The sequence below is a fragment of the Aquisalinus flavus genome, from assembly GCF_014640095.1.
GTDB classification, from domain to species: domain Bacteria; phylum Pseudomonadota; class Alphaproteobacteria; order Caulobacterales; family Parvularculaceae; genus Aquisalinus; species Aquisalinus flavus.
Window position 1 is genome coordinate 781,089 of the sequence record NZ_BMGH01000001.1, and the last position, 24,602, is coordinate 805,690.

Here is a 24,602-nt window from a genome sequence, read left to right on the forward strand (position 1 = left end):
GCCCAGAAATCGTGACTTCCAATGAATTGCGAAGCCTGATACCACGTTTTGGGCGAAAGGGTTTCGACATGAAACACAAAAGCACCGATAAGAACAGCTGGGTGATTTTCGACGCTGACAATACATTATGGGAGCTTGAACCCATATACGATGCTGCGCGCGATGAATTTGCGGCATACCTAAGTGACGCACTTGGCAATGCCCCTGAAGAAATAATTGCTTTCCAACGCCAGCGAGACGCCGAGATCTTTGCATTTTTGGGTTATTCCAAAGAGAGATTTCCACAGTCCTTTCTAGATACTGCAGCGCATTTTCTGCAAGGTAAAAAAGACGCAGAGGTAATGCGAAAGGCCAAAAAAATCGGCGCAAGCGTATTTGAGAAGGATATTACACCCTTTGAAGGCGTTGCAGAAGTTCTGAGCGAACTGGCAGAAGAAAAGCACCTAGGATTAATCACAGGCGGCGATAAGGCAGTGCAAAAAAAGCGTCTTGCTTCGTTTCGCTATAAAGATTTTTTCGGTGACCAGTTCATGATTGTTCACAAAAAGGATGCAAGAACCTTTCAAAAGTTTTGCATTAAGTATGATGTGGACGTCCGAAATTCGTGGATGGTTGGTGATTCAATCCGTTCAGACATGCTGCCCGCCGATGCTATAGGGCTCAATACAATTTACGTGACACACGACAATTGGCATGAAGTTGAGCGCCACAATCTAAAGCTTCCAAAACGAACTTTCATTGCAAACAGCATAACCGAAGTTCCAGATATCATTCTTCCTAAATTCGAACTAAGTTTCGCACTTCCTTAAGGTCCATATCTGAAGTCAATGATTGGCTTTTCGTCTTTGAATTTTTCGTAAAGCTCAGCCAACTCTGTATCTAAACAAGTTTGGCGTAGTCCATCCCAAATCGGGGCGAATACTTTTTCCTCTTCATCTCCCACCACGCTATCACCAAAAATATGCTGCGCCGGTGCATCCAAGAAAAGCATGAAGTTTGGTGGCTTATCGCCTTGAGGAAGAGGCAAAGCCAAATGCGACTTTCTGCCTTTGCCAGCCTTTGCTGCTTCTCCCTCTGTCATACCCCATTTTTCGACAAGTTTCTTTGGTGCGGCGGAAACCTCTGGATCGTAACTCGCTTTTTTCATTCGCCATGCGAGGCCGACGATGCCATGGCGAGTAGAAAATCGTCGTCCAACTTTTGATTCTGTGTAAAAAGACTTGGGTGCGTAGTCTAGTAATTGGTAAACACTGTTTTTGTAAAGCGGGTCACGCATGTGAAAGGTGATACGAGGAAGAACATCATCCTCGTCCAGTTTCTCTTCTGGGATCATCGGAATTATATGTTCGCGATACAGTGTTTCCAATTTCTCAGACAGGTTTCGACTTTCTGCCTCTTCTGACACTCTTTCCTTAAAATACATTTCCACAGAGCTAACCTGCTCCTTTAAGGCATAGGCGGCCTGTGAGGGGTCATTTTTTACGATCTCCAAAAAGCCTGCAACACTGAAACGCCGCGAATGCTTAATTCCGTCCGAAATGCCGGAAATGATAGTGGAAAGGTGTTCACCCACTTTCTCAAGATATTTGCGAGACGGCTTAAATAGAATTAACGCGACTAAAACAATTGGCCAAGGAGTGAAATCTCGGATTAATGCCCCGAGCCAGCCTAGAAATTCGTACAAGCGCTTCTCTGAAAAAAGCGGCTGACTCCAGTCTTGAAATCCAAGCAAAAACCCTGTCGCGATTAAAGCACCAACTATAAATCCAACAATTAGATATACCGCTATCTTCATACTTCCCCCCGTTTGCTACACGCTGAACACCTTCATCACTTCGTCGCCATAGTGGTTGATCACCTTCACCGCGATCCTGCCGCTTTCGGGGCGGGGGAAGGGGCGGCTGGTGTCTCGTCGCAAGGTCTCCCAGGCTTCCTCGTCGATCTCGGCTTTCAGGGCGCTTTTCAGCGACGCGTATGGATCATTGCCGCCGAGGAAATAGGCGTGGCGGACGAAGAAGCTTTCTTCGTTGTAGTCGGTGTCGATGAACCAGGCGGCGATGTCGTCGGTCTCGCCGGAGCGGATCTCGCCGGTGGCGGGCACGAACACGTCCATGCCGTGGATCTTTACCTGCAGATCGTCGCCGGTCTCGATGATGTCGACATCCGGCTCGCCGATGACCATGAACAGATTGGCGTTCTTGTCGCGGCGCAGGTCCTCGGCCATGTGCAGGTCGGGATTCATCTTGGCCTTGATGATCCTGAGCGGGCCAAGCTTGGTCACGTCGCTGGCATGGGCGTCATAGCCGAAGGCGCAGGTGATGAGGATATCAAACCGCGCCTCACTGGCCTCGCGCGCGGCGGCCATGATGTCGGTGCGGTGGAGGGTGCCATATTCCGGGCCGATCATGATCGCGGCGCGGCGCTCTTTCTCGCCTTCCATGAAGCGGCCCTCGGCATGGACCATCTCGCCGGGCCAGGGGGCGATGGTGGTGAAATTGATGCGGTCTTCCTTGGCACCCTGCTGCACACCGGCGGTGCGCAGGTTTTCGAGGATCACCTGGACGAAATCGACCTCCCGGGCGAGCCTGCTCTTGCGCTTTTTCTGTTGCGGGGTCGGCTCGTCGAGGAATTCCTGGTCGTCCATGGCGACGACGCGGTGGGGCGACAGGCTCTCCACGGTGAAGGGGCCGGCGACGCGGATGCGGGACTTGTCCTCATAGGGACGATCATAGAGATATTCGACATCGGCCTTGCGGGCGATGGAGGCATCGATCTCTTTCTGGCGGGCGATGCGCGCCTCCCACCATTGGTCGAGCAACGTCTTTGCGCCATCCGGCATGCCGTCATCGGCCGCGCGGGGAATTTCCCATTCTTCCCATTGCTGGCCGAGGGTGGCGTTCAGCTTCTCGCGCAGCGGCTCGAGGGTCTCCTGCCACTTGTCCCAGATCACGTCGATCTCGGCATTATTGGCGATGGATTTCAGGGTGATATGCGGCGCGCGCTCATAGACGAAGCCCTGGCGGATGTCGCCGGTGGCGGGCGTGGAGGCGGGCACCTTGCCGGTCAGTTCGCCTTCCTTCTGCTTGCCCTCACTGCTGTCGGCGAGCAGGTAATAGGGATATTTCGCGCTCATCAGCCGCGTGCGGGCAAGGGCGAGGGCGACGCGGGAGGTGTCGACTGTGATCCAGCGCCGCCCCCATTGCTCGGCGACCGTGGCCGTGGTGCCGGAGCCGCAGGTCGGGTCAATCACGAGGTCACCGGGGTCGGTGGCCATTAGGATGCAGCGAGCTACAACATTTGTGCCGGTTTGTACGACGTAAACTTTCGGATCTGAACGACTTTGGACGCTTCCTGATATATCATCCCAGAGACTATTAATCTCTATCACAGGAAAGTCGTCCAAATACCGTACATAACGAAGCACACGTCCGCTCGTTGCAACAACTCTGTTTGCTTTGATTAATCGTGGAAACCCTATTTCTCCGGTTTTCCAAAAACCGGATCGGGGAGTAATACTCTTACCTTCGAAATCAACTCCGAAACGTCCTGGTGGTTTTGTGCTTGTCAGAGCGCTCATTTGATAACGACGAGCGTTACTTGGCAATTCTTCCGCACCCTGTTTTTCAGTTTTTTTAAGGGGTCTTCGTAACCCTAAAGTTTCTTCGAGCTGATCGTATCGCTCATCAGAACCTCTCTCGACCTTTTTCCAATATAGTTTTCTATATTTCACACTATCAATATCTTTGCCATACCACAGTATGTAGTCAGCAAGTCCGGACAGTAATTGCGATGTCGCACTAGCTGTCTTCCGAATCACAATACATGCGACAAAATTCTCATCGCCAAATACTTCATCCATCACCGCCCGGACGCGATGCATATTCTCGTCCCCAATCTGTACAAAGATCGATCCTGACTCGGTCAACAGATCCCGCATCACCGTCATCCGGTCACGCAGATAGGTGAGATAAGAATGGATACCGTCCTTCCATGTATCGCGGAAGGCTTTGACCTGTTCCGGCTCTCGGGTCAGACTGCTCGCCTTCCCATCACTGACCGAGTTGTCCCTAGTCGACACCTGCCAGTTCGAATTGAATCTGATCCCATAGGGCGGGTCGAAATAGATACACTGCACCTTGCCGCGCAGCTGTTCGCGCTCGGCCAGCGAGGCCATGACCTGCAGGCTATCGCCGAGGATCATGCGGTTCGACCAGTGCTGGTCATGCTCGTAAAACTCGGTGCGCGCCTCCGGGTCGATGCCGTTGAAATCCGCGAACAGGTCCGGCGCGGCGTCATCCTCTTTCGCCTTTGAGCGGCGGACCAGATCGTCGATCAGCGCCTTGGGGTGGATCTTCTCCTGCACATAGACCGGCGGCACATTGACGATCAGGTCCGACCAGTCCTGGGTGTCCTTGCCGCGCCAGACCAGCTGTGCATCGCCCAGCTCCAGCTCGCCTGTCTCGGCCAGCTTTTCCATCTGCTCGCGGGTGATCCTGATCTTCATGCCGTTCCAGACGATCTGCGGGTCGAGATCGCCGTCGCGTTCGCGTTTCTCGCCCTTTGGCAGCGGCCGGGCACGGGGATAGGCCACCGGCCTTTGCGGCGTCATCTCCTCCAGCTGCTCATTGATCGATTGCAGCTCCGCCGTCGGAATGTTCTTGCGGGTCTCGTGCTCGTGGGAAAGCGTCTCGACCTTTTTGGGGGATTTGGGTTTGCGCGCCATTGTCTGGTCTTCTTTTCTATGCGGGTTCAGTTGCAGCGACGAAGCCGTCGATCAGTTTGGCAAATTCCTGTTCCATCTCGAAGACGCCGCGGAATTCGGTGAAGGCCCAGCGGCCATAGAAGCCATGATTGTTGACGCCGGGCACCCAGAGCTTCTTCATGGTCTCGGCCTTTTGCACGGCTTTTTCATCGCGCAGGCCCTTGACCTCCATGATGATGTTGAGCGGATCGTCAGGGCCGTGGCCATCATTAACCCGAACGATGAAGTCGGGGATATATTTGTGGGTCTCCGGCCCGAAGCGATAGGGCACCTCGAAGCCCAGCCCCTGGTTCTTGACATAGGCGAGCACGCGCGGATGGTCCTCGGCGACGCGGGCAAGCTCGCCCTCCCAGGTGGAGTCCTCGACCACATGGCTGACATGGCATTTGCGCGGATCGGTGGCAAAGCAGGTCTTCGAGGTGGTTAAATTGACGAAGCGCGTGTCGCCGCGCGGGTTGAAGGCGTTGAGAATGACGGAGACGGAGGCCTCGCCGGTATTTTCCGGCTGGCAGGCCATATAGATCTTCTCGGCGACTTCATCGATGATGCCGGGCCATGTGGCCATATGCGGTTCGGTGCCGGCGCATTGCAGATAGCCGCCATCCAGCCATTCCAGCACGATGCGCTTGACCTGCGGGAACAGGTTCATGTTCAGCGCCTGGCCCTCCCTGGGGAATTTCGTCATCAGCAGGTGTTTGGCGATGCGATAGGCGATGGAGCTGGGGCGGCGGAACTCGTCGCGGTGATTGTCGGGCGAGAAGGTCTCCTGCTGGCCGACCACGCCGGACATGCGGGTGCGTGTCGGGCCGACCCGTTCCGGCGTCAGGGGGTAGACGGAACCATCGGTGAATTTCGCCGTGATGCGCTGGCCCGGCAGCTCGGTGCGATAGCCATCGACCCGCGGGAAGGAAATCGCCAGCTTTTCGCGGTCCTTGACGGCGCGCACGCGGGTGACCGGTTTGGGCGCCGAGGGCAGGGCGATGGTCGGCTTGGCGGTGAAGTCGAAGGGGATGCCCATAATGTCGGCATATTCGACATCGAACAGGCCGTTCTCGTTCAGCTCATAGGATTTGCGCCGCAGGCCACGGCCGACGACCTGCTCGCACAAGAGCTGGGTGCCGAAGGCGCGCACGCCGAGAATATGGGTGACGGTATTGGCGTCCCAGCCTTCGGTCAGCATGGAGACGGAGATGACGCAGCGGATCGAGCCGCCGAGCTTGCCCTTCTCGCCGACGGTGTTCATGACCTCGCGCAGGAGCTGTTCGTCGGAGATTTTCTTTGCCGCTTCAGCCCCGTCGCGCTCGCCGACTTCCTTGCGGAACTGCTCGATCTCCGGCGCCATGGCGTCCTTGAAGGTCTTGTCGATGGCCCCTTCGCCGCTCTCGAACTGGGCGCTGTCGATGATCAGCGTGTTGGGCTTGGGATGGCGTGTTCTGTGTTCGTCGTAATTGCTGAACATTGGCAGCTGCCCGACGTGAACTTCCCCCTTGGTCTCGTCCGTTTCCGGGATCTCGTAGCCGGCGATCCAGTCATGGATCAGCCGCGAGGTTGAGGTGTTATTGCAGACGACGATAAAGACCGGCGGCACCTCATGGCCGGCGGCCTGCCATTGCGCATCCACCTTCACATAATGGGAGTACATACTCTCCATGGCGGTGATCAGCGGGGTGATCTTGTTGAGGTCGGACGGGGTGTAGCCACCGCTCTTGCCGACACCCTTCTTGGGCAGCTTCTTGCCGATATGCTCCCACAGATTGCGATAGACCGGCTTGCCGTCGACGGTGGGCATATTGTCGAGCACCGGTACCCGCGGCAGCTTGACGATGCCGCATTCGATGGCGTCCATCAGCGAGAAGTCGGAGATTGTCCAGGGGAACAGCGTGCCTTCCGGATAGCCGGAGCCTGACAGGAAGAAGGGCGTGGCCGAGAGGTCGTAGACGCCGCGAATGCCGAGCTTGCGCTTGACGGCCTCGATCCCTGAAATCCACAGATGGGCGGCCTTGTTGTTTTCCTGGGCGGTCTTCCTGTCATCGCCTTTCAGATCATCTTCGTCGGCGGACCCCTCGCGCCGGCGATAGCAATGATGCGCCTCGTCATTGATGACCATGATGCCACGCTTGCCCATCAGGTCGCCGACGGCGCGGCGGAGCATTTCGCCTTCGGTCTCCAGAGTGTCGATCTTCTCTTCCCGGCGGCCTTCAATCGCCCCGCGCGTGCCCTTGGAGAGCCTGGTTTTCTCGCGGCGCTGGAAGGCGTGGTAATTGGTGATGACGATCTTGGCCTGGCCCATATCCGGCAGCAGGTCCATCGGCAGCAGCTCTCGGGTCTTGTAGTAGCTGTCCGGATCATTGGGCTGCAGCACCCGCAGGCGGTCGCGGATGGTGATGCCGGGCGTGATGATCAGGAAGGAGTCCGTATAGGTCCGCGAGCCCTTGGAGCGTACGGCGTTGACCGTCTGCCAGGCCATCAGCATCGCCATGACAGTTGTCTTGCCGGCGCCGGTCGCCATCTTCATGGCGATCCTGAGCAGCTCCGGATTGGCCTCTTCATTGCCGCCCTTGATGTGGTCCCAGATATGGGCATAGCGCTTCTGATTGCGCGCGACTTCGGTGAGCCAGATCACTGTCTCCACCGCCTCGCGCTGGCAGAAGAAGGGCCGTTTGTCTTCGTACTGATGCTCGCGCCAGTGGCGCAGCAGCTTGGCTGTGGCGGGCGTCACGCCCCACTGGTCGGAACTCGGCAGGTTGCGCCAGGAGGTAACGTGCTGGCGGATCTCGTTGATGATCGGTGTCGGGTCTAGATTGCCGAGTTCCTCGACCAGCATGTCCTGCTGCTGGTCAGCCTTCCTGCCGCGTCTGGCTTTCGGCACCGGCGTTACATCCGCGCACTTCCGGCGGCTCGCGATCGGTGCCTTGTTGCGTGGCTGGCCGTTCTCGTCGAGATCGTGATGCCGCGACGGCTCCTCATAGGGAGAGTTCAGAATCGGATGTTTGAAAAAGTCGTAGTCGTCCATGCCCCGCCACCCTCGGTAGAGCGGTACCATCCATGAATTTGCTGGCGGGTACAAGCATCACAACCAGGCTTTCAAACCCAATATCGATCTAACCGGGGCCGACTACTGGCTGGTAGAAAGGGAGTAGAGCCCGCTGGACGGGCTGCCGGATGGCACGCCGTCGATCCAGGTCTCGAGGATGTCCAGCTTGTCATTCACGGCGACGAGGCTAGCCTTCTTGCCCGGTGCGATCGTGCCGATCTGCCGGTCGAGGCCGAGAAAGGCTGCCGGGTTTGCCGAGGCCATGCGCACCGCGTCGATCAGGCCGACCTCGTCAAAGGCGGCGCCATTGCGCACGGCGCGATCCATGGACAGGTCGGAGCCGGCCAGCGTGCCTTCCTCATTGACGCAGACACCGTTCTCAACCCTGATCTGGCGGCCTTGCAGGGCGAAAGACTTGTCGGTCATGCCCACGCTTGGCATGGCGTCGGTGACGAGGATGTACTTGTCCAGCGACTTGGCGCGAAAGGCGATGCGCAGGACCGCCGGTGCGACGTGAATATTGTCGAGGATCAGGCCGCACCAGCTCTCTGCATCGTCCAGCGCCGTGCCGACGACGCCGGGCTCCCGCGCCGTGATCGACGACATGGCGTTGAACAGATGGGTGAACCCGGTCGCGCCATGGTCGAGGGCTGCCCGTGTTTGCGCGTGATCTGCATTGCTATGGCCGAGGCTGACGACGATGCCGCGCTCCGTCAGCCGGCGGATCAGTGCCGGCGCGATCTGTTCCGGCGCGACGGTCATCATCGTGACGCCCTGCGGCAATGGCGTCAGCACGTCCAGATGCTGTTCCTGCAAGGTCAGGAATTTATCGGGATCGTGAATGCCCTTGCGGTCGCTGGAGAGGAACGGCCCTTCGAGATGAATCCCGAGAACGCCCGGCACCCCTTCTTCCATGGCGTGTGCCGTCGCTGACAGGGCGGCGGCGACGACATCGAGGTCGTCACTGATAAGGGTGGGCAGAAAACCGGTCGTGCCGAATTGCCGGTGGGCAGCGCCGATCTGCCGGATCGTCTCGACCGTCGGCGCATCGTTGAACAACACGCCCCCACCGCCATTCACCTGAATATCGATGAAGCCCGGCAGCACTGTCGCGCCGCCAAGGTCGTGGCGATCACTGTCATCGGGAATATCGGACTCCGCGATAATGTCCGTAATCAGACCATCCTCTATCAGGACGGCCATCCCGCTCAGGAACTGCCTGTCGGCGAGGATGGTCCCGTTCCATAGCGCAGCCCGGCTCATACCGTCTCCGTCACTTTCGACAGGTGCGGCGGCGTGTCGGGGTGGTGCCCGCGCAGGATAGAAAGCGTGTTGGCCATGCGGTAGAAGCTCTGGATCATCAGCATGGGTTCTATCGACGGGTCGGCATCGAGGGAAGGGAGGGGCGTGATGCCGTCGCCGTCGACACCGGCAGCAAATATGGAAGCGCCGTGGCCGGATAACCGCTCCAGCACCTGTTTCATGGCGCCATGGGTCGCGTCGCGCTGTGCCAGGGCAAGGACGGGATATCCCGGGCGCACCAGTGCCGCCGGTCCGTGCAGCACTTCTGCGGCGCTATAGGCTTCGGCATGAAGTGAGGATGTTTCCTTCAGTTTGAGGGCGGCCTCGCGCGCGCAGCCATAACCGATGCCGCGTCCCAGAACGAAGGTGCTGCCGGCCGGTTGGAGTGCCTCGGCAGCGGCCGACCAGTCCAGTTCCCAGGCGCGGGCGAAGTGCTCCGGCAAGCCAGCCAGCGCCGCGGCGAGGGCCCTGTCATTGGACCAGTCAGCGACAAGGCGGGCGAGGCCGGCCAGGGATGAAAGATAGGATTTGGTCGCGGCGACGCTCTTCTCCTGACCGGCGCACAGGGGAAGGGTCGTATCGGCCATGGCGGCGAGGGGAGAATCCTCGGCATTCACCAGAGCGATCAGATGGGAGCCGGCGGCCTTCAGCGCCCTGGCTGACGCGAGCAGGTCGGGGCTTTGTCCGGACTGGGATATGGCAATGCATACCGTGCCGGTCGCCTTCACCGACTTGCCGTAGAGCGAGCTGACGGACGGACCGACCGGACTGACAGGGATGCCGAGGCGCGTCTCGATGAGATATTTACCGTACACGCCCGCATGATCGGAACTGCCACGGGCGCAGGTGAAGACGAGGGATGGATCGAGGTCGCGCAACATCGCGCCCAGCCCGGCGCTGGCTCTCGCATTGCGGTCGAACTGCGCGGCGACCACGTCCGCCGTCTCTGCGGCCTCGCGATACATCAGGCTGTCCGTTATCGCGGGCTCGGTCTGTTCCAGGGGAAAACTCATCGGTTACAATCCATGTCGGCACGATCGGAAAAGCGTCTAGTCCGGTGCGTGTTTCGGGTCTGGCCCGTCTTTGCGAAAAAGTTATACAATGGTATCTTATTTTTTTGAAAATGTCCACAATTCAGGATATATTCCGGGAAATTTGCCGTATAGTATAGAACAGGTACAATACCAATTTGACTATCACAGACTGGAAGGGCGAACGGATGGGGCAGGATGGCGAGCGCTGAAACTGGAGGGGTGATGATCCTTGCGCCGGTTTCCGGCTGGTTCGGGCCTCTGGCCGAAGCGCCGGACCCGGTCTTCGCCGAGGGCATGATGGGCGCGGGCGGTCTTGTCGATCCCATTGCCGGGGAACTGCGCGCACCGTGCGACGGCGTGATCCTGACCGTGCCCGGCAGCTTGCATGCTGTCACCCTGCGCGGCGGAAACGGGGCGGAAATCCTTCTTCATGTGGGCATCGAGACCGTCGCGCTTCAGGGGAGGGGTTTTACAGCCCATGTGAGCGAGGGGGATAAGGTTTCGGCGGGCGACCTGCTGCTGTCCTTCGATCTCGATATCCTGGCCGACCACGCCACCAGTCTGCAGACCCCTGTCGTTGTCGCCAATCAGGATGAGGGCTATAGCCTGTCGCAGATGGCCGCGCCCGGCCCGGTCAACGTGGGCGATCCGCTGTTCACGGTCATGCGGTCCGCGGCGCCCCGGCAGGCTCAGCCAGCCGCGGCGGCGGGGTCATCGGTAAACGACGACGTGCTGGTCCTGCTCGCTAACGGCATTCATGCCCGTCCTGCGGCACGGCTTGCGGACCTGGCAAAGCAGTTCGAGGCGCGCGGCTGGCTGGTGCGCGCCGGCAAGCGGGGCAATGTCCGCAGTCCGGTCGCGCTCATGACTCTCGGCATCGGCCATGGCGATATGGTCGGTATTGAAACCACGGGAGCAGATGCCGGCGCCCTGATGTCAGCGCTGAAGCAGGCCATAGAGGCAGGGCTCGGCGAAATCACCGTCCCGTTGCGCAGCGCTGGTTCCGATATGGACGAAGCCCGGGGCACGCGGCCCGATGCCATCGCCCTCGATGGCACGTCAATGATTGCCGGCGTCAGCGCCGCACCCGGACTCGTCATCGGTCCGGTTAAGGGCTTTGAAGACCAGGCCGCCGATATTGCCGAGATGGGGCAAGGCGTCGGGATCGAGCGGGCGGCGCTCAGTGAGGCGACCGCACAGGTCAGCGCGACTATCGGCGACAGGCTGGAGCGCGCGAAGGGTCAGGAAGCGGAGATCCTCCGTGCCCATCTGGTCCTGCTGGATGACGAAACCCTGACCGAACAAGCGATGGCTCTCGTCGGTGAGGGGAAGTCGGCCGCCTTTGCCTGGCATAGCGCCATTCAACGGCAGGTGAAGGCGCTGAAGGCACTCGATGATGCATTGCTGGTCGAGCGGGCCGACGATCTGTCCGATCTCGAATCGCAGGTGATTGCCGCGATTGCAGGCGGGCGGAGCGATGGCGCCGCCTCGTGCCACGGTGCGATTATCGTGGCGGAGGAGCTTTATCCCTCGCAATTCCTGGTTCTGGCGGAGGCCGGTGCGGCGGGGATCTGTCTGACCGGGGGCGGAGCGACCTCGCATGTTGCCATTCTTGCCGCCGAAAAGGGCATCCCCGCTCTGGTCGCCGCTGATCGCGGCGCCCTGACGATTCCGGATGGCACGCCGGTCATTCTCAGTTGCGATACGGGCATGATGCATGTGGCGCCGCGTCCGGACATCCTTGCCGAAACCGAACAAGGCATCGCCCGCAGACAGTCCAACATGGCCAAAGCCGCGGTAAACGCGGCGGAGCCGGCGATGACGCAGGACGGGCACAGGATCGAGGTTTTCGCCAATCTGGGCGGCGGGCAGGGCGCAAGGGACGCTGTTGCCAATGGCGCCGAGGGGTGCGGCCTGTTGCGTACGGAGTTTCTCTACATGAGCCGCGCGACGCCACCCGGCGAAGACGAACAGGCTGCAGCCTACCAGGCGATTGCCGATGATCTCGACGGGCGCCCGCTGGTGATCCGCACGCTCGACATCGGCGGGGACAAGCCGGCATCGTTTGTCCGGTTTCCGAAGGAAGATAATCCAGCCCTTGGACTGCGCGGTGTACGGCTGACGCTGCGCCGGCGTGATCTTCTGGAGACGCAGCTGCGCGCGATCCTGCGGGTGAAGAGCGCGAACCCGATCCAGATCATGCTGCCCATGGTGACGTCCATCGACGAAGTCGCCGCCGTGCGGGAGGTGCTGCGGTCGCTTGAAGCGGGAGCAGGCGCAAGCCGGTCCCTGCCGCTCGGCATCATGGTCGAAACGCCGGCCTCAGCCGTCACGGCCCGGGCATTGGCACCGCATGTCGATTTCTTTTCCATCGGCACGAATGACCTGACCCAGTATGCGCTGGCCATGGATCGTGGCAACCCGCAGCTCGCCGCGCAGGTCGACAGTTTCCACCCGGCCGTGCTGAACCTGATCGCGATGACAGCCGAGGCCGGGGCGGCCCATGGAAAATGGGTTGGCGTGTGCGGATCGATGGCTTCTCACCCGCTCGCCGCCCCCGTGCTGGCCGGGATGGGGGTGACCGAGCTGTCGGCTACCATCCGCAGTGTTCCGGTGATCAAGGCGGTGCTGCGCAGCGTCACCATGGAAGACTGTCGCGCCCTTGCCGGGACCGCGCTGGAAATGGAAAGCGCCGACGCGGTAAGGGCGCATATTTTATCGGTCTGGCCGCATCTGCGGGACTGGATGTAAGGAGACTGCCATGGCGAGCCTGATGGCGAATGTTCAAAATCTCGGCCGGACGCTGATGCTGCCGATTGCCGTCCTGCCGGTGGCTGGCCTGTTGCTGCGGTTTGGCCAGCCGGATCTGTTCGATATTCCCTTCATCGCGGCGTCTGGCGCGGCGATTTTTTCCAATCTCGGGCTGCTGTTCGCGATCGGCGTTGCCGTCGGCTTCGCCAAGGACAATAATGGCGCGGCGGGCCTTGCCGGCGCCGTATGCTATTTCGTCGCGACACAGGGCGCCCGGACGCTGATCGCCGTGCCGCCGGAGGTTCTGAGCGCCGTCGATGAAACTGCAAGGGCGCTCGCCGAGGCTGCGTGGCTCGACCGGGAGATCGGCAAGCTCGGCGTCCCCGTCGGGATCGTGGCGGGCATCGCTTCGGGTGTTCTCTACAATCGCTATCACGATATCCGCCTGCCGGAATTCCTCGCTTTCTTCGGCGGCCGCCGTTTCGTGCCGATCGCCGCGGGCTGTTTCGGTGTGGTGCTTGCCGCCATTGTCGGGCTCGGATGGATCGGTATCGAAGGGGCGATGGACGCCTTTTCCCGTGCCGTCGTCGCGTCTGGCGAGATCGGCGTGTTCATCTATGGCGTTCTGAACCGCATCCTGATCGTCACTGGTCTTCACCATATCCTGAATAATGTCGCCTGGTTCATCGTCGGTGATTTTGGCGGCGTGACCGGCGACCTCAATCGCTTCTTTGCCGGTGATCCCGAGGCGGGCCGCTTCATGGCCGGTTTCTTCCCGGTCATGATGTTCGGCCTGCCGGCTGCCTGTCTTGCCATGTATCATGCCGCGCCGAAGGACCGCCGGGCCGAGGTCGGCGGCATGTATCTGTCCCTCGGGCTGACCTCGCTGCTGACCGGTGTCACCGAGCCGATAGAGTTCACCTTCATGTTCCTTGCGCCGGTTCTCTACGGCATTCACGCCGTGCTGACCGGCCTGTCCATGGTCATCATGGATGTGCTGAATGTGAAGATCGGGTTCGGTTTTTCCGCCGGGCTGATCGACTATGTCCTGAATTTCAACCTGTCGACGCGGCCATTGCTGCTGCTGCCTGTCGGGCTTGTCTACGGTCTCCTCTATTATGGCATGTTCCGCTTCTGCATCGCGCGGTTCAACCTGAAGACGCCGGGGCGGGATACGGCGGTGGTAACGGCGCCGGGCAGGGGACAGCAAACATCCACCGGACAGACCGGGCGGGCGGGCCAGTCTGGTCAGACTGCGCTCGGTTTCATCGAGGCGCTGGGCGGTGCCGGCAATCTTGCCAGTGTCGATGCCTGCATGACCCGGCTGCGACTGGTGTTGAATGATCCTGCGGCGGTGGACGAGGCACGGCTCAAGTCGCTCGGCGCCAAGGGCTTCATTCGCCCCTCCGCGACGACCATGCAAGTCGTGCTCGGCCCGGTTGCCGATCAGGTGGCATCAGAGATCAGGGCGGCGCTTGGCGGATACACTGTTGTAGAACAAGGCAAAGTGCCGGCCCCACGACCAGGACAGCCGGACGCGGTTCCGCTTGAAGTGCTCGGCCCGGTTCTCGCCGCGCTTGGTGGCATCGAGAACGTCCGGAGCCTGCGCACGCTGGCATCGCGTATAAGATTATCCGTACAGGACAGAAGCATGATCGACCGAGGCGGGCTGGAATCGCTCGGGCTTCGCGGGATGGTCGACAATGGCGATGGCAGTGTGCACCTGATCTTCGGGCCGCAGGCCACTGCCATCGGTCAGGCACTGTCCGGACTGGTCGAGAAAAGGAAAAGCCATGAAGCATGATGAAACGGCGCATGACGCTCCAGCGAGGCCAGTCCTGCAGGACAGGATGCTGTCGGTCGATGTCGCGCGGGGCGTGGCGATCTTCGGCATGATCCTCGTCAATGCAACGGCCTATGTGCACTATGCGATGCCGGCGCCTGTACCGCCATTCCTGCTCCATGCAAACTGGGATGGCTTTCTTGCCGCCGATTTCGTCTTTCCGGCCTTTCTTTATATTGTCGGTATCTCGATCGCCCTGTCGCTGGCGGGGGCAGCCGGTTCCGACACCAGGGGCACGACTGTCCGGCATATTGGCTGGCGGGCGCTGAAGCTGGTGGTTCTCGGTTTCTTTCTCAGCAATATCAATCTCTGGTACAATGAAATCGTCTGGTCCGAGGCGCGCTATTTCGGTGTCCTGCAACGCATCGGGATCGTCTATTTCATCACGGCCCTGATCTTTTTATATGTCTCGCCGAGAGCGATGGCTGTGATCGCCGGGGCCATCCTGATCCTTTACACCGGCCTGCTCTATGTGCCGCTGCCGACCGGGCAGGCGGCGGATCTTTCCGTGGCCGGGTTGAATATCGTCTCGTGGGTCGATCACGTCATTCTTGGCAGCCATGCCTATTATGACCGCGATCTCGGTTACGATCCGGAAGGCATTCTCTCCACCCTGCCGGGCGTCGCGCAATGCCTGATGGGGGTCCTGACCGGGTTATGGCTGAAGCAACAGGACCGCACCGTTGCGGTGGCCGGCAGGCTCGCCATTGCGGCAGCGATCCTGCTCGCCGCCGGTATCGTGCTCGGCTTCGTGCATCCGATCATCAAGGATTTGTGGACCATGACCTTCGTTTTCGTGTCGACCGGTATCGCCATGGTCATCCTTGCCGCCGCCTGGCTGGTCAACGATGTCCTGCGCCGTTATGGCCCGGTTTCGCATTTCTTCCGGGTGTTCGGCGTCAATGCCATCGCGACCTATACGTTCCATTTCGTCACCTCGTTTCTTGTCGTGTCGGCAACAGGTGTAGGCCTCAAGAACCTCGCCGGGCATATCCTTTTCGACAGCCTCGCCTCGCTGGTGCCCGTTGCCGTCTATCTGGCGATGAACTGGGTGTTTGCCGTGTGGCTGTGGAAGCGCCGGATTTTCGTCAAGATTTGATCGGGCCGACGGGCCTATTCGGCGGAAAGCTCTGCCACGAAGTCATAGGTATCGCCGCGATAGAAGGAGCGGGATATTTCAATGATCCGTCCGTCGCCAAGAAAGGCACGGCGCTCCACCAGCAGGCCGGCGCTCTTGTCGGGGGCGCCGAGAAGTTCTGCCTGCTGATGGTCGAACAGGACGGCGCGCAGGCGCTGAAGCGCCCGGACAGGGCGATAGCCGGCATCGGTCAGGGCGACGTAGAGGGAGTCGCCGACACTGTCCGGGGAGGGCAGCGCGAAGACAGGGACGATGGAATATTCCAGCGCCATCGGTGCGCCATCGGCATAACGCACCCGGTCGAAGCGATAGACGTGCAGGCCCGGACTGAGGCCATAATTCATGACTTCATCGGACGTGACGCGACCCTCCGCCCGGCGCAGCCACTTGCTGCTGGGCGATTGTCCGCGCGCCTTCATCTCTTCCGAAAAGGAGGTCAGTTGCGAAAACACCTTCTCGACCCGGCGGGCAACGAAGGTGCCTGAGCCCTGCCGCCGGTTGAGCAGGCCCTCGTCGACCAGCCCCTGCAGCGCCTTGCGCACGGTGATGCGCGAAATGCCGTAATCCTGCGCGAGGTCGCGCTCTGCAGGGAGCGGTTTTTCCGGCGGCAGAATGTTTTCGATAATCGCCGTGCGAAGCTTCTGCTGCAATTGCCGATACAGCGCCGTGCGGTCTTCGGGGTCCAGCGGACCAATCAAATCTGAAAGCTGCTGCACGTTCGTATCGCCCTGCTAACGTGTTCAAATCAAACTCATAAAGGCGGCTCGGCCGGTTGAGTTTACAGAGTCACTGATAATACCATTACCCGGAAACTGCAAGTTGTCCCAAAACCGGTAAAAACTTGCTAAACTCCACGCGATTCTGATTGAAATTTTGAGCCCGGTGCATTCGCGATCAGTCTATTGACTATCGAATTGGATATGAAACAATAATACCAATAACGCTCTTTGGTATTTCACGCGCAGGGAGCGAGAGGCAGAGGAAAAAAATGAAAAAGGTCAGCGGTCTGTTCCCGTCAATCCTGTGTGTCGTGTCGCTTACGGCCTGCGGCCCGGTGGCGGATGGTCAGTCTTCGACTCCGGAGGCGGCGGATACCGCAGCGGTCGAAGGCAGTGGCCAGTTATCCCAGTCGGATATCGATCGCCTCGCGGAGACCTTGAAGGTCACCTATCAGGTGATCGCCAACAAGGCGGCAGAGTGTCAGGCGGGCGGCAGGTCGATCGGAGCGACGTCTTGCTACGAGGCGAAAATTACGCTGCATAGTGATGAGCCTGTCACGGCGAGCGGCTGGGAAATCTATTTCAGCCAGCCCGATCCGCTTGCCTTTGTTGCCCCGGGCGCGCTGTCCATCGACCATATCAATGGCGATCTCCATGTGATCCGCCCCGGCGAGGAATTCGAGACCGTCACGGCGCAGGCGCCCGTATCGGCCGATCTTGTCGTGCGCGGTCAGGTGCTCTCCGAGGCCAAGCTGATGCCCAACTGGTATGTGGTCGCCGACGGTCTTGAAGCGAGAACGATAGACAGCACACGGATGCAGACCGATCCCGAGACGGGCCTGCTCGTGCGTCCCTGGATCGTGGACTTTCCGCGCGAGGAAAGCCATTATCGCAAGGGGCCGGGAGATGACACGCCGCTGGCAACCTCAGCCTTTCTCCATGACGCTAACAGCATCGCGGCGCCCGTGGATAACTCATCTGTCGCTGCGGCAATCATTCCGAGCCCGGCAAGCGTCCAGCGCCGCGACGGCGCGCTCGATCTGGCGGCCGGACTCACGGTCAGCATGGACGGCGTGGACCGTGCCGCGATAGACGCGGCCTTGCAGCGGCTGGCGCTGTTCGGCGTGGCCGAAGCGGCAGGCGGGGTGCCCGTTTCCGTTTCCGTGGAGCCGGATCTCATGGGCGGCACAGAATCCTATGTGCTCGATATCGGTCCCGGCGCGGTCGCGATCACGGCGGCGGACGATGCCGGGGCTGCCTATGCGCTCTATTCGCTCGCCTCTCTCGTAACGCTCGGCGAAACCACCGTGCCGCAATTGCGCATCGAGGATTCCCCCCGCTTCGGATTTCGCGGCATGCATATCGACCTGGCGCGAAATTTCCATTCGCTCGACATGGTGCTCAAGGTCATGGACCAGATGGCGGCCTACAAGTTGAACAAGCTGCACCTGCATCTTGCCGATGATGAGGGCTGGCGGCTGGAAATCCCCGGCCTGCCGGAACTGACTGACGTGGGTGCGCGGCGCTGCCATGACCCGGCAGAGGATGACTGCCTGCTGATGCAGCTTGGCAGCGGCCCGACAGGAGAGACAGAGGTGGACGGATATTTCTCCGTCGCCGACTATTCGGCGATCCTGGCGGCGGCGAAGGCGCGCCATATCGAAGTCATCCCGTCGCTCGACATGCCGGGCCATTCGCGGGCCGCGATCAAGTCGATGGAGGCACGCTATCGCCGCTTCATGGAGGCAGGCCAGCCGGAACAGGCGCGCGAATACCTGCTAACCGACTTTGACGACACGACCGAGTATGAAAGTATTCAATTCTACACGGACAACACGCTGAATGTCTGCATGGAGTCGACCTATCATTTCATCGACACGGTGATTACCGAAATCGCCACGATCCATGAGGCCGCCGGTGTTCCCCTGAAGCGCTATCATATCGGGGCTGACGAGACCGCCGGGGCGTGGGTTGAATCGCCGGTCTGCCAGGCTGTCTTCGAGGACCCGGACAATGGCATCGACGATGCCGGCGATCTTGGCGGCTATTTTATAGAGCGCGTCGCGAACATGGTCGCGGCTATGGATGTGATCCCCGGCGGGTGGAATGACGGGATGGGGCATACCGACCCGGACCGGATGCCCGAGACGGTCCAGACCAATGCCTGGGGCGTTCTGCCCTGGGGCGGTGCGACATCGGCCCAGCAGCAGGCCAATTATGGCTGGGAGGTCATACTGTCGATTCCCGATGCCCTGTATTTCGATTTTCCGTACGAGGCTGACCCCAAGGAAGGCGGCTATTACTGGGCGGGGCGGCGCGTCAATACGCGCAAGGTGTTCGATTTCATGCCAGAGAACCTGCCCGTGCATGCCGAGTTCTGGAAGGATCCGAACGAGCAGCCCTTCACGATAGATGACACTCTTCAGACGGATGATAATGGTGTCGTGACCCATGCACCCCTCGAAGAAGGCGTGCGCTTTGCCGGGATGCAGGGACAGGTCTGGAGCGAGACTCTGCCGAGCGATGAGATGGTGCTCTACATGATCTTTCCGCGCCTGCTCGCCCTTGCGGAACGGGCATGGCATCAGGCCGAGTGGGAAGTTCCCTATGATTATCAGGGCACTGTCTACAGCCCGCAGACGTCACATTTCACCAGCGATATGCGCGCGGCGCGCGATGCCGACTGGGCGCGCTTTGCTGCCGTCCTGGCAGAGAAGGAATTGCCCAAGCTCGACAAGGCCGGCATCCCGTATCGTATCCCGACTGTCGGTGCGAGGCTGACGGAAGGCCGCTTGCTGACGAATACGATTTTCCCCGGTCTTCCGGTGGAGATGCGCAGCGCGGCAGGCGAGTGGCAGGCGGTCGATGGACCAGTCGATGTCACGGGCCTGGGCGATGGTGCGATCGAGGTCAGGGCCCGGTCGGCCGATGGCAGCAGGGCGGGGCGCGCGCTGACGGTTGGCGAATGATCGCAGGCGGGGCGTGGTGACGGCTGCATGCGGGAAGGCCGGAAAGCTGCCGGCTATGGCGCGCCGCAGCTCTCGCGCACGACCAGCTCCACCGGCAACAGGGTCGTGTCGACACTCTTGCCCTCAATGCGCTGTAATAGCAGCTCGACCATGGTCTTGCCGCCCTCCTGAATGCGCTGACTGACCGTCGTCAGCGACGGGCCGAAGGAATTGGCGATCAGGATATCGTCATAGCCGACAATGGCGACATCGCGCGGCACGTCCAGCCCGGCATTGCGCAGGGTCGTGATGGCGCTCATGGCGATGACATCGCTGGCGCAGAAGATGGCATCGAACGATACGCCCGACTGCAGCATCTTCTCGGCCGAGGCCCGTGCTTCCCTGGCGTCGAACGGCGCCGAGAAGATCAGCGATTCATCAACCGCGATGCCATTGTCGAGAAACGCCTTGCGATAGCCCTGCTGGCGCAGGGCAATTTCCGGTTCCGCCGGATCGCCGAGGAAGGCGATCCGCTTGCGGCCGAGTTTCATCAGGTGCTCGGTGGCGAGCTTGCCGCCGGCGACATTGTCCGTTCCGACGACGATGTAATCATCCTCGCGCAAGTGCCCGCCCCAGACGACGACCTGAGGGTAGAGATCGGTGAAATTGCGCAGCGCTTCGAGGTCCTGGCCCTGACCCATGATGATGATGCCATCGGCCCGGCCGCACTGGATCGAATTCGTCTCGACCCCTTTGGCCCAGGGCGCGCGCTTGGTCAGCAGCATGTCGTAATGGCGCTCGCTGAGCGCATCTGCGAGAACGCCGAGCATGTCGAGATAGAACGGGTCGGACATGTGCTGGCGGCCATATTCGGCGAGCGGGATCAACACCTCGATCGTCCGGGTGCGCTTCTGGCGCAGGTTCCGGGCATTGATATTGACCGTGTAATTCGCGCTGCGAGCGATTTTCAGGATCCGGTTGCGCGTATTCTCGTTGACGAGGGGCGAGCCGGAGAGGGCGCGCGAGACGGTGGATTCCGAGACCCCGGCCAGCTGGGCAATCTCGAACATGGTCGTTTCGGCTGTTACTGGTCTGGGCAGCGTCTTTGACATGAGCATATTAACACGCGCTATTGCAAGAAATTGCAATAGCCTCCTGCGGGCCTGCAATGGATTTCATCACTCACGAAACGGTGCCGGCAAATGCGCCGATGCGATGCTGCAATGCGGCGTCGATCGGGCAATGAGATCGATTGCGTAACCCTAATCCCTTACGTGCTGCGCATTCCAACCGGCGGTATATTCGGCTAGTCTGAGCGACGGACCAAGACAGATGACAAGAACAACCGGGAGGTATCAGTGTCCAGCATTCGCACCATCGCGCTCACCAGCGCAGCAGCCATCATCACCCTATCCGGCGCCGCCCTGGCCGCCGATGCCGAGCGGGAAGTCTTCGGCACGCTGGAAGACGGCACCGAGATCGAAGCCGTGCTCCTCAGCAATGACGACGGCGTCACCGCCCGCGTCATCACCCTCGGCGCGACGCTGCAATCGCTGCAGACGCCGGACAAGAGGGGCACGGTCGACGATATCGTGCTTGGTCACGATACCCCGGCGGAATATCTGGCGACGCCGCAATATCTGGGTGCCACCATCGGCCGCTTCGCCAACCGGATCGGCGATGCGACCTTCAGCCTTGACGGTACCGAGTATACGCTCGAGGCCAATGACGGGGATAACCATCTGCATGGCGGCGTCACCGGTTTCGACAAGCTGGTCTGGACCATCACCGATGTCAGCGAGGACGACGATGGCGCCGCGAGCGTGACCATGAGCCTGACCAGCCCCGACGGGGCCGGCGGCTATCCCGGCACCGTTGAGGCGAGCGTGACCTATATGCTCGACGATGACGGCACGCTGACGATCGATCACCGCGCGACGACCGACAAGACGACGATCATCAACATGACCAATCACAGCTATTTCAACCTGTCAGGCCATAAGGACATGCGTCCGATCGTGAGCCATGACCTGATGATCCCGGCAAGTGCCTATACGCCGGTCGATTCAGGGCTGATCCCGACCGGCGAGATCCGCGATGTCGCCGGCACGCCGTTCGATTTCCGCGAGCCGATGCGGATCGGCGCACGGCTGCGCAACGGCAATGACGAGCAGATCATGCTCGGTCTCGGTTATGACCATAATTTCGTGCTGGACGAGGGCGACGAGGACATGCGCCTGGCTGCAAGGCTGACCGCTGCCGTAACCGGGCGGATGATCGAGATCTATACCGACCAGCCGGCGGTGCAGTTCTATTCCGGTAACTTCCTCGACGGGACGACACCCGGCAAGGGCGGCATCCTCTATCGCCAGGGCGACGGGCTGTGCCTGGAACCGCAGGTCTACCCGGACGCGCCGAACAAGCCGGATTTCCCGTCTGCGCGGCTGGAGCCTGGCGAGGAATATGTCCACGTCATGAAGATCAAGACCGGCGTTACCAAATAAGAAAGCGCCTGGATTGAATCGAAAAGGCCGCCTGTCCGGGCGGCCTTTTTTGTTTGTGTGCGGTGCGGTTCTTACGCCTCTGCCTTGAGGATGCGCACCTCATAGACCGGCGCATCGCTGCCGCGTGTCTCGAAGCGCACGGCGACCTTGTCCTTGCCGGCTGTCAGTTCCTGCGGCAGTGGATAGTCGACGGCGACAAATTCCGGCTTGCCTGGTTCTTTGCGGCGCTCATTGGCGATCAGCTGGCCATCGACGATGACGTCGAAATTCTTGTCGGTCTCCTCGCCCCAATACAGGACCTGCAGGATTGCCGGGCCATCGGGCACGGCCATGTCGAACTCGATGTAATTGCCGACGCCCCACCAGGCCGTTCGGCCATTCTTGCCGCCGAAAGCGATGACGTCGGACTGGTTCGTACGGAAATCATGGTCGCGCTCCGGCTGCATCTCGCCGAGATAGATGACGTCGGCGGTGCGGGCTTCCAGCGCTGCCTTTGCTGCCTGCTCGGCGCGAAATTCCTCGCTCTTCGTCGACCATTCGTCTTCGGAGAAGGTCGGGAAATAGACTGCGGCACGGTTTTCGTATTGGTCGAAAAACGGCGTCAGCGTCACGGCTGCGGGTTTGGCATTTGTCATGCGATAGGTCGCGAACGACCCGGCGACGGGTGTCAGGGAGGCGCTGACATCATCGCCGACAAGGGCAGGGGGCAACTCCGTCATTTCTTGCGCGCCCGGGCCGAGATTGGCGGCGAGCACCAGCGGGCCGTGGCGGAAGGTGACCGTGTTCGGCTCGTCCGGTGACGGCGCGACGGCGAGCGTCATGGGCAGGGTCAGGGTGATCGTATCGCCAGTCTGCCAGGCGCGCGTGATCCTTGCATAGCCACCGCCAGCGCTGACCGCGACAGGGTCGCCATTGACGGCGAGGGAGGGTGCATCGCACCAGCCCGGCAGGCGGAAGGCGAGCGTGCGCTCTTCCGAGGGAGCGGTGTTCACCGTGAAGGCGATATCCTCGGACATCGGATAATCGGTCCGCACTGAAAGGCTCATGCCGCCCATTTTCCAGTCGACGTCAGACGGCATATAGAGGTTGGTGTACAGCGTATCGGCCGATTGCCAGTAGGCCGAATCGCCATGCTTGGCGTGGCTCTCCATGCCGGAGCCGACACAGCACCAGAAGCTCTCGGTCGGCTCTGAATAGGTTCGGCGCGAGCCGCTGCGCATCGGCATGAAATAGACGAACATACCCGTTTCCGGGTGCTGGTGCGCCATGATGTGGTTGATGTGCATGTTCTCGTAGTCATCGAACAGCCCCGGGTCCATCGACCAGCCATACAAGTGCCGGCCCAGCTTCATCATGTTGTAGGTGTTGCAGGCCTCGCAGGTGCGGTCGGTCAGGGCTCCGGCGATGACATCGGGCGGCGGGAAATGTTCGCGCTCCGAATTGCCGCCAATGGCATAGGTATGATGGTCGAGGACGGTGCGATAGAAGAAGCGCGACGTGTCCGCCTTCTGCGTTTCGCCTGTGAGTTCATAGAGACGGGCAAGGCCGATCACCTTGGGGATCTGCGTATTGGCGTGCAGGCCGGGCAGGTTGTTCCGACCCTCAGCCAGCGGATCAAGCACGGCCTTGTGACGAATCCTGTCTGCCACGGTGAGCCAGCGGTCGTTGCCCGTCAGGGCGTATGTGTTGGCATAGCTCTCGTTCAGGCCGCCATGCTCGGCCGCGAGAAGGCGCTGCATCTGCTCGTCATCGAGGCCTTCCAGAATGGTCGCGAGATAGCCGGCAAGCCCCAGCATGACCGGTTCTGCCTGTTCGTTCCCGGCCAGCTGCCATGCATCGATGAGCCCTGCATGAATCTTGTGCCAGGTGTAGAGCGGTACCCAGCCGCCATTGATGTCGAAGCCGCTGGTGCGGATATCGCCATTGCGGATTTCCTCGAAGACGATCTTGCCGTCGACCTCCTCGCCGTCGCGTTCGACGGTGGTGCCGCCGACATAGCCATCGCCATGGGCTGCCTGGCAGCGGGCGAGCTCGGCTACCGTATAGCCGATCGCCTGCTTGACGCGGTCGTCGCCCGTCTGTGCCCAGAGCATCGACAGGCCGGAAAGGTAATGGCCCAGCGTGTGCCCGGCGATGCCGCGCTTTTCCCAGCCGCCATAGACCGGCGCTTTCGGCTCCAGACCCGCGCTCCGGTGGAAATTATGGAGCAGCCGGTCGGGGTCGAGCGAGAGAAGGTAATCCCGGTTGCGCTCGATCGCGTTGAGGAAGATGGAGGGCGCCAGCGTCACGTCCCGCAGGGGCAGGGGGGAGGCCTTGATCCGGGCGTCCGTGGCGGCAAAGGCACCGAAAGACCCCGCCAGCGCAATGGCACTGGCCGAGGCCATGATGAAGCTGCGTCGTGATATCATCGTTCATTCCTCGCGGATCGCGACACCGTCCCGCCGGGGAAAATTCTCTTGCCGCGCGACCCTGCTTCAGGCGTAACCCCGGCGGTCCGGTGGAGCAATGGCGGTGTACCATCGCAAACGATTTCATTTTTTTGATCGCAGACCATGTTAGCGCTTTCG

Annotated in this window: 14 protein-coding genes; 6 read left to right on the forward strand and 8 right to left on the reverse strand. The window is 60.6% G+C overall.

The genetic code is table 11. The features are described from left to right. The first annotated feature begins 68 nt into the window (after positions 1-68). The gene (locus IEV88_RS03620) at positions 69-809 is read left to right on the forward strand and encodes an HAD family hydrolase (RefSeq protein ID WP_188159910.1); all 741 of its coding nucleotides are present in this window, start codon (positions 69-71) and stop codon (positions 807-809) included. Here the strand turns inward: IEV88_RS03620 and IEV88_RS03625 are convergent. From IEV88_RS03625 to IEV88_RS03645, 5 genes are all read right to left on the reverse strand, one after another. Beyond that, positions 806-1,795, reverse strand: coding sequence for a hypothetical protein (locus tag IEV88_RS03625; protein ID WP_188159911.1), 990 nt, complete (start codon positions 1,793-1,795; stop codon positions 806-808). The genes IEV88_RS03620 and IEV88_RS03625 overlap by 4 nt on opposite strands. Positions 1,796-1,810: 15 nt before the next feature. After that, entirely contained in the window at positions 1,811-4,723 is a 2,913-nt protein-coding gene (locus IEV88_RS03630) for a site-specific DNA-methyltransferase (protein ID WP_188159912.1), read from the reverse strand. Positions 4,724-4,739: 16 nt separating this feature from the next. Next, on the reverse strand, positions 4,740-7,775 hold the full coding sequence (locus IEV88_RS03635) for a BPTD_3080 family restriction endonuclease (RefSeq protein ID WP_188159913.1): 3,036 nt from the start codon (positions 7,773-7,775) through the stop codon (positions 4,740-4,742). 102 nt (positions 7,776-7,877) lie between these two features. Then, a complete protein-coding gene (gene nagA, locus IEV88_RS03640) occupies positions 7,878-9,059 on the reverse strand; it encodes an N-acetylglucosamine-6-phosphate deacetylase (RefSeq protein ID WP_188159914.1) in 1,182 nt (393 codons plus the stop codon). Next, positions 9,056-10,111 (reverse strand): SIS domain-containing protein, encoded by a 1,056-nt coding sequence (locus IEV88_RS03645; RefSeq protein WP_188159915.1) that lies wholly within the window; start codon positions 10,109-10,111, stop codon positions 9,056-9,058. Before IEV88_RS03645 ends, nagA begins: the two co-directional genes overlap by 4 nt. A gap of 243 nt (positions 10,112-10,354) precedes the next feature. Here IEV88_RS03645 and ptsP point away from each other — a divergent pair, with 243 nt between their 5' ends. Genes ptsP through IEV88_RS03660 form a run of 3 tightly spaced genes read left to right on the forward strand, consistent with a single transcriptional unit; the run spans position 10,355 to position 15,825 of the window. Next, positions 10,355-12,883: a phosphoenolpyruvate--protein phosphotransferase gene (gene ptsP, locus IEV88_RS03650; protein ID WP_206711335.1), complete on the forward strand. Its 2,529-nt coding sequence runs from the start codon at positions 10,355-10,357 to the stop codon at positions 12,881-12,883. A gap of 10 nt (positions 12,884-12,893) precedes the next feature. Continuing rightward, positions 12,894-14,687, forward strand: a complete 1,794-nt coding sequence (nagE, locus tag IEV88_RS03655; protein ID WP_188159917.1) for an N-acetylglucosamine-specific PTS transporter subunit IIBC — start codon at positions 12,894-12,896, stop codon at positions 14,685-14,687. Continuing rightward, complete coding sequence (locus IEV88_RS03660; RefSeq protein ID WP_188159918.1) at positions 14,677-15,825, forward strand: acyltransferase family protein; 1,149 nt, start codon at positions 14,677-14,679, stop codon at positions 15,823-15,825. The genes nagE and IEV88_RS03660 overlap by 11 nt, the downstream gene beginning before the upstream one ends. A gap of 14 nt (positions 15,826-15,839) precedes the next feature. Here the strand turns inward: IEV88_RS03660 and IEV88_RS03665 are convergent, their stop codons facing one another. Further along, positions 15,840-16,562 (reverse strand): GntR family transcriptional regulator, encoded by a 723-nt coding sequence (locus IEV88_RS03665; RefSeq protein WP_194420194.1) that lies wholly within the window; start codon positions 16,560-16,562, stop codon positions 15,840-15,842. Positions 16,563-16,852: 290 nt separating this feature from the next. Here IEV88_RS03665 and IEV88_RS03670 point away from each other — a divergent pair, with 290 nt between their 5' ends. Further along, complete coding sequence (locus IEV88_RS03670) at positions 16,853-19,552, forward strand: beta-N-acetylhexosaminidase (RefSeq protein ID WP_188159920.1); 2,700 nt, start codon at positions 16,853-16,855, stop codon at positions 19,550-19,552. A gap of 53 nt (positions 19,553-19,605) precedes the next feature. Here IEV88_RS03670 and IEV88_RS03675 read toward each other — a convergent pair whose 3' ends face one another. Then, positions 19,606-20,643, reverse strand: a complete 1,038-nt coding sequence (locus IEV88_RS03675) for a LacI family DNA-binding transcriptional regulator (protein ID WP_188159921.1) — start codon at positions 20,641-20,643, stop codon at positions 19,606-19,608. A gap of 246 nt (positions 20,644-20,889) precedes the next feature. Here IEV88_RS03675 and IEV88_RS03680 point away from each other — a divergent pair, with 246 nt between their 5' ends. Continuing rightward, the gene (locus IEV88_RS03680; protein WP_188159922.1) at positions 20,890-22,035 is read left to right on the forward strand and encodes an aldose epimerase family protein; all 1,146 of its coding nucleotides are present in this window, start codon (positions 20,890-20,892) and stop codon (positions 22,033-22,035) included. A gap of 71 nt (positions 22,036-22,106) precedes the next feature. Here the strand turns inward: IEV88_RS03680 and IEV88_RS03685 are convergent, their stop codons facing one another. Continuing rightward, positions 22,107-24,443 carry a glycoside hydrolase family 127 protein gene (locus IEV88_RS03685; RefSeq protein ID WP_188159923.1) on the reverse strand — a complete coding sequence of 779 codons (2,337 nt, stop codon included), beginning with the start codon at positions 24,441-24,443 and terminating at the stop codon, positions 22,107-22,109. Between the last annotated feature and the right edge of the window lie 159 nt (positions 24,444-24,602).

Bases quoted from the DNA above. Each gene is read 5' to 3' on its own strand.
- IEV88_RS03670 (WP_188159920.1), top strand. From the start codon at position 16,853: ATGAAAAAGGTCAGCGGTCTGTTCCCGTCAATCCTGTGTGTCGTGTCG.
- nagE (WP_188159917.1), top strand. From the start codon at position 12,894: ATGGCGAGCCTGATGGCGAATGTTCAAAATCTCGGCCGGACGCTGATG.
- IEV88_RS03660 (WP_188159918.1), top strand. From the start codon at position 14,677: ATGAAGCATGATGAAACGGCGCATGACGCTCCAGCGAGGCCAGTCCTG.
- IEV88_RS03620 (WP_188159910.1), top strand. From the start codon at position 69: ATGAAACACAAAAGCACCGATAAGAACAGCTGGGTGATTTTCGACGCT.
- IEV88_RS03675 (WP_188159921.1), bottom strand. From the start codon at position 20,643: ATGTCAAAGACGCTGCCCAGACCAGTAACAGCCGAAACGACCATGTTC.
- IEV88_RS03685 (WP_188159923.1), bottom strand. From the start codon at position 24,443: ATGATATCACGACGCAGCTTCATCATGGCCTCGGCCAGTGCCATTGCG.
- nagA (WP_188159914.1), bottom strand. From the start codon at position 9,059: ATGAGCCGGGCTGCGCTATGGAACGGGACCATCCTCGCCGACAGGCAG.
- IEV88_RS03635 (WP_188159913.1), bottom strand. From the start codon at position 7,775: ATGGACGACTACGACTTTTTCAAACATCCGATTCTGAACTCTCCCTAT.
- IEV88_RS03630 (WP_188159912.1), bottom strand. From the start codon at position 4,723: ATGGCGCGCAAACCCAAATCCCCCAAAAAGGTCGAGACGCTTTCCCAC.
- ptsP (WP_206711335.1), top strand. From the start codon at position 10,355: ATGATCCTTGCGCCGGTTTCCGGCTGGTTCGGGCCTCTGGCCGAAGCG.
- IEV88_RS03625 (WP_188159911.1), bottom strand. From the start codon at position 1,795: ATGAAGATAGCGGTATATCTAATTGTTGGATTTATAGTTGGTGCTTTA.
- IEV88_RS03645 (WP_188159915.1), bottom strand. From the start codon at position 10,111: ATGAGTTTTCCCCTGGAACAGACCGAGCCCGCGATAACGGACAGCCTG.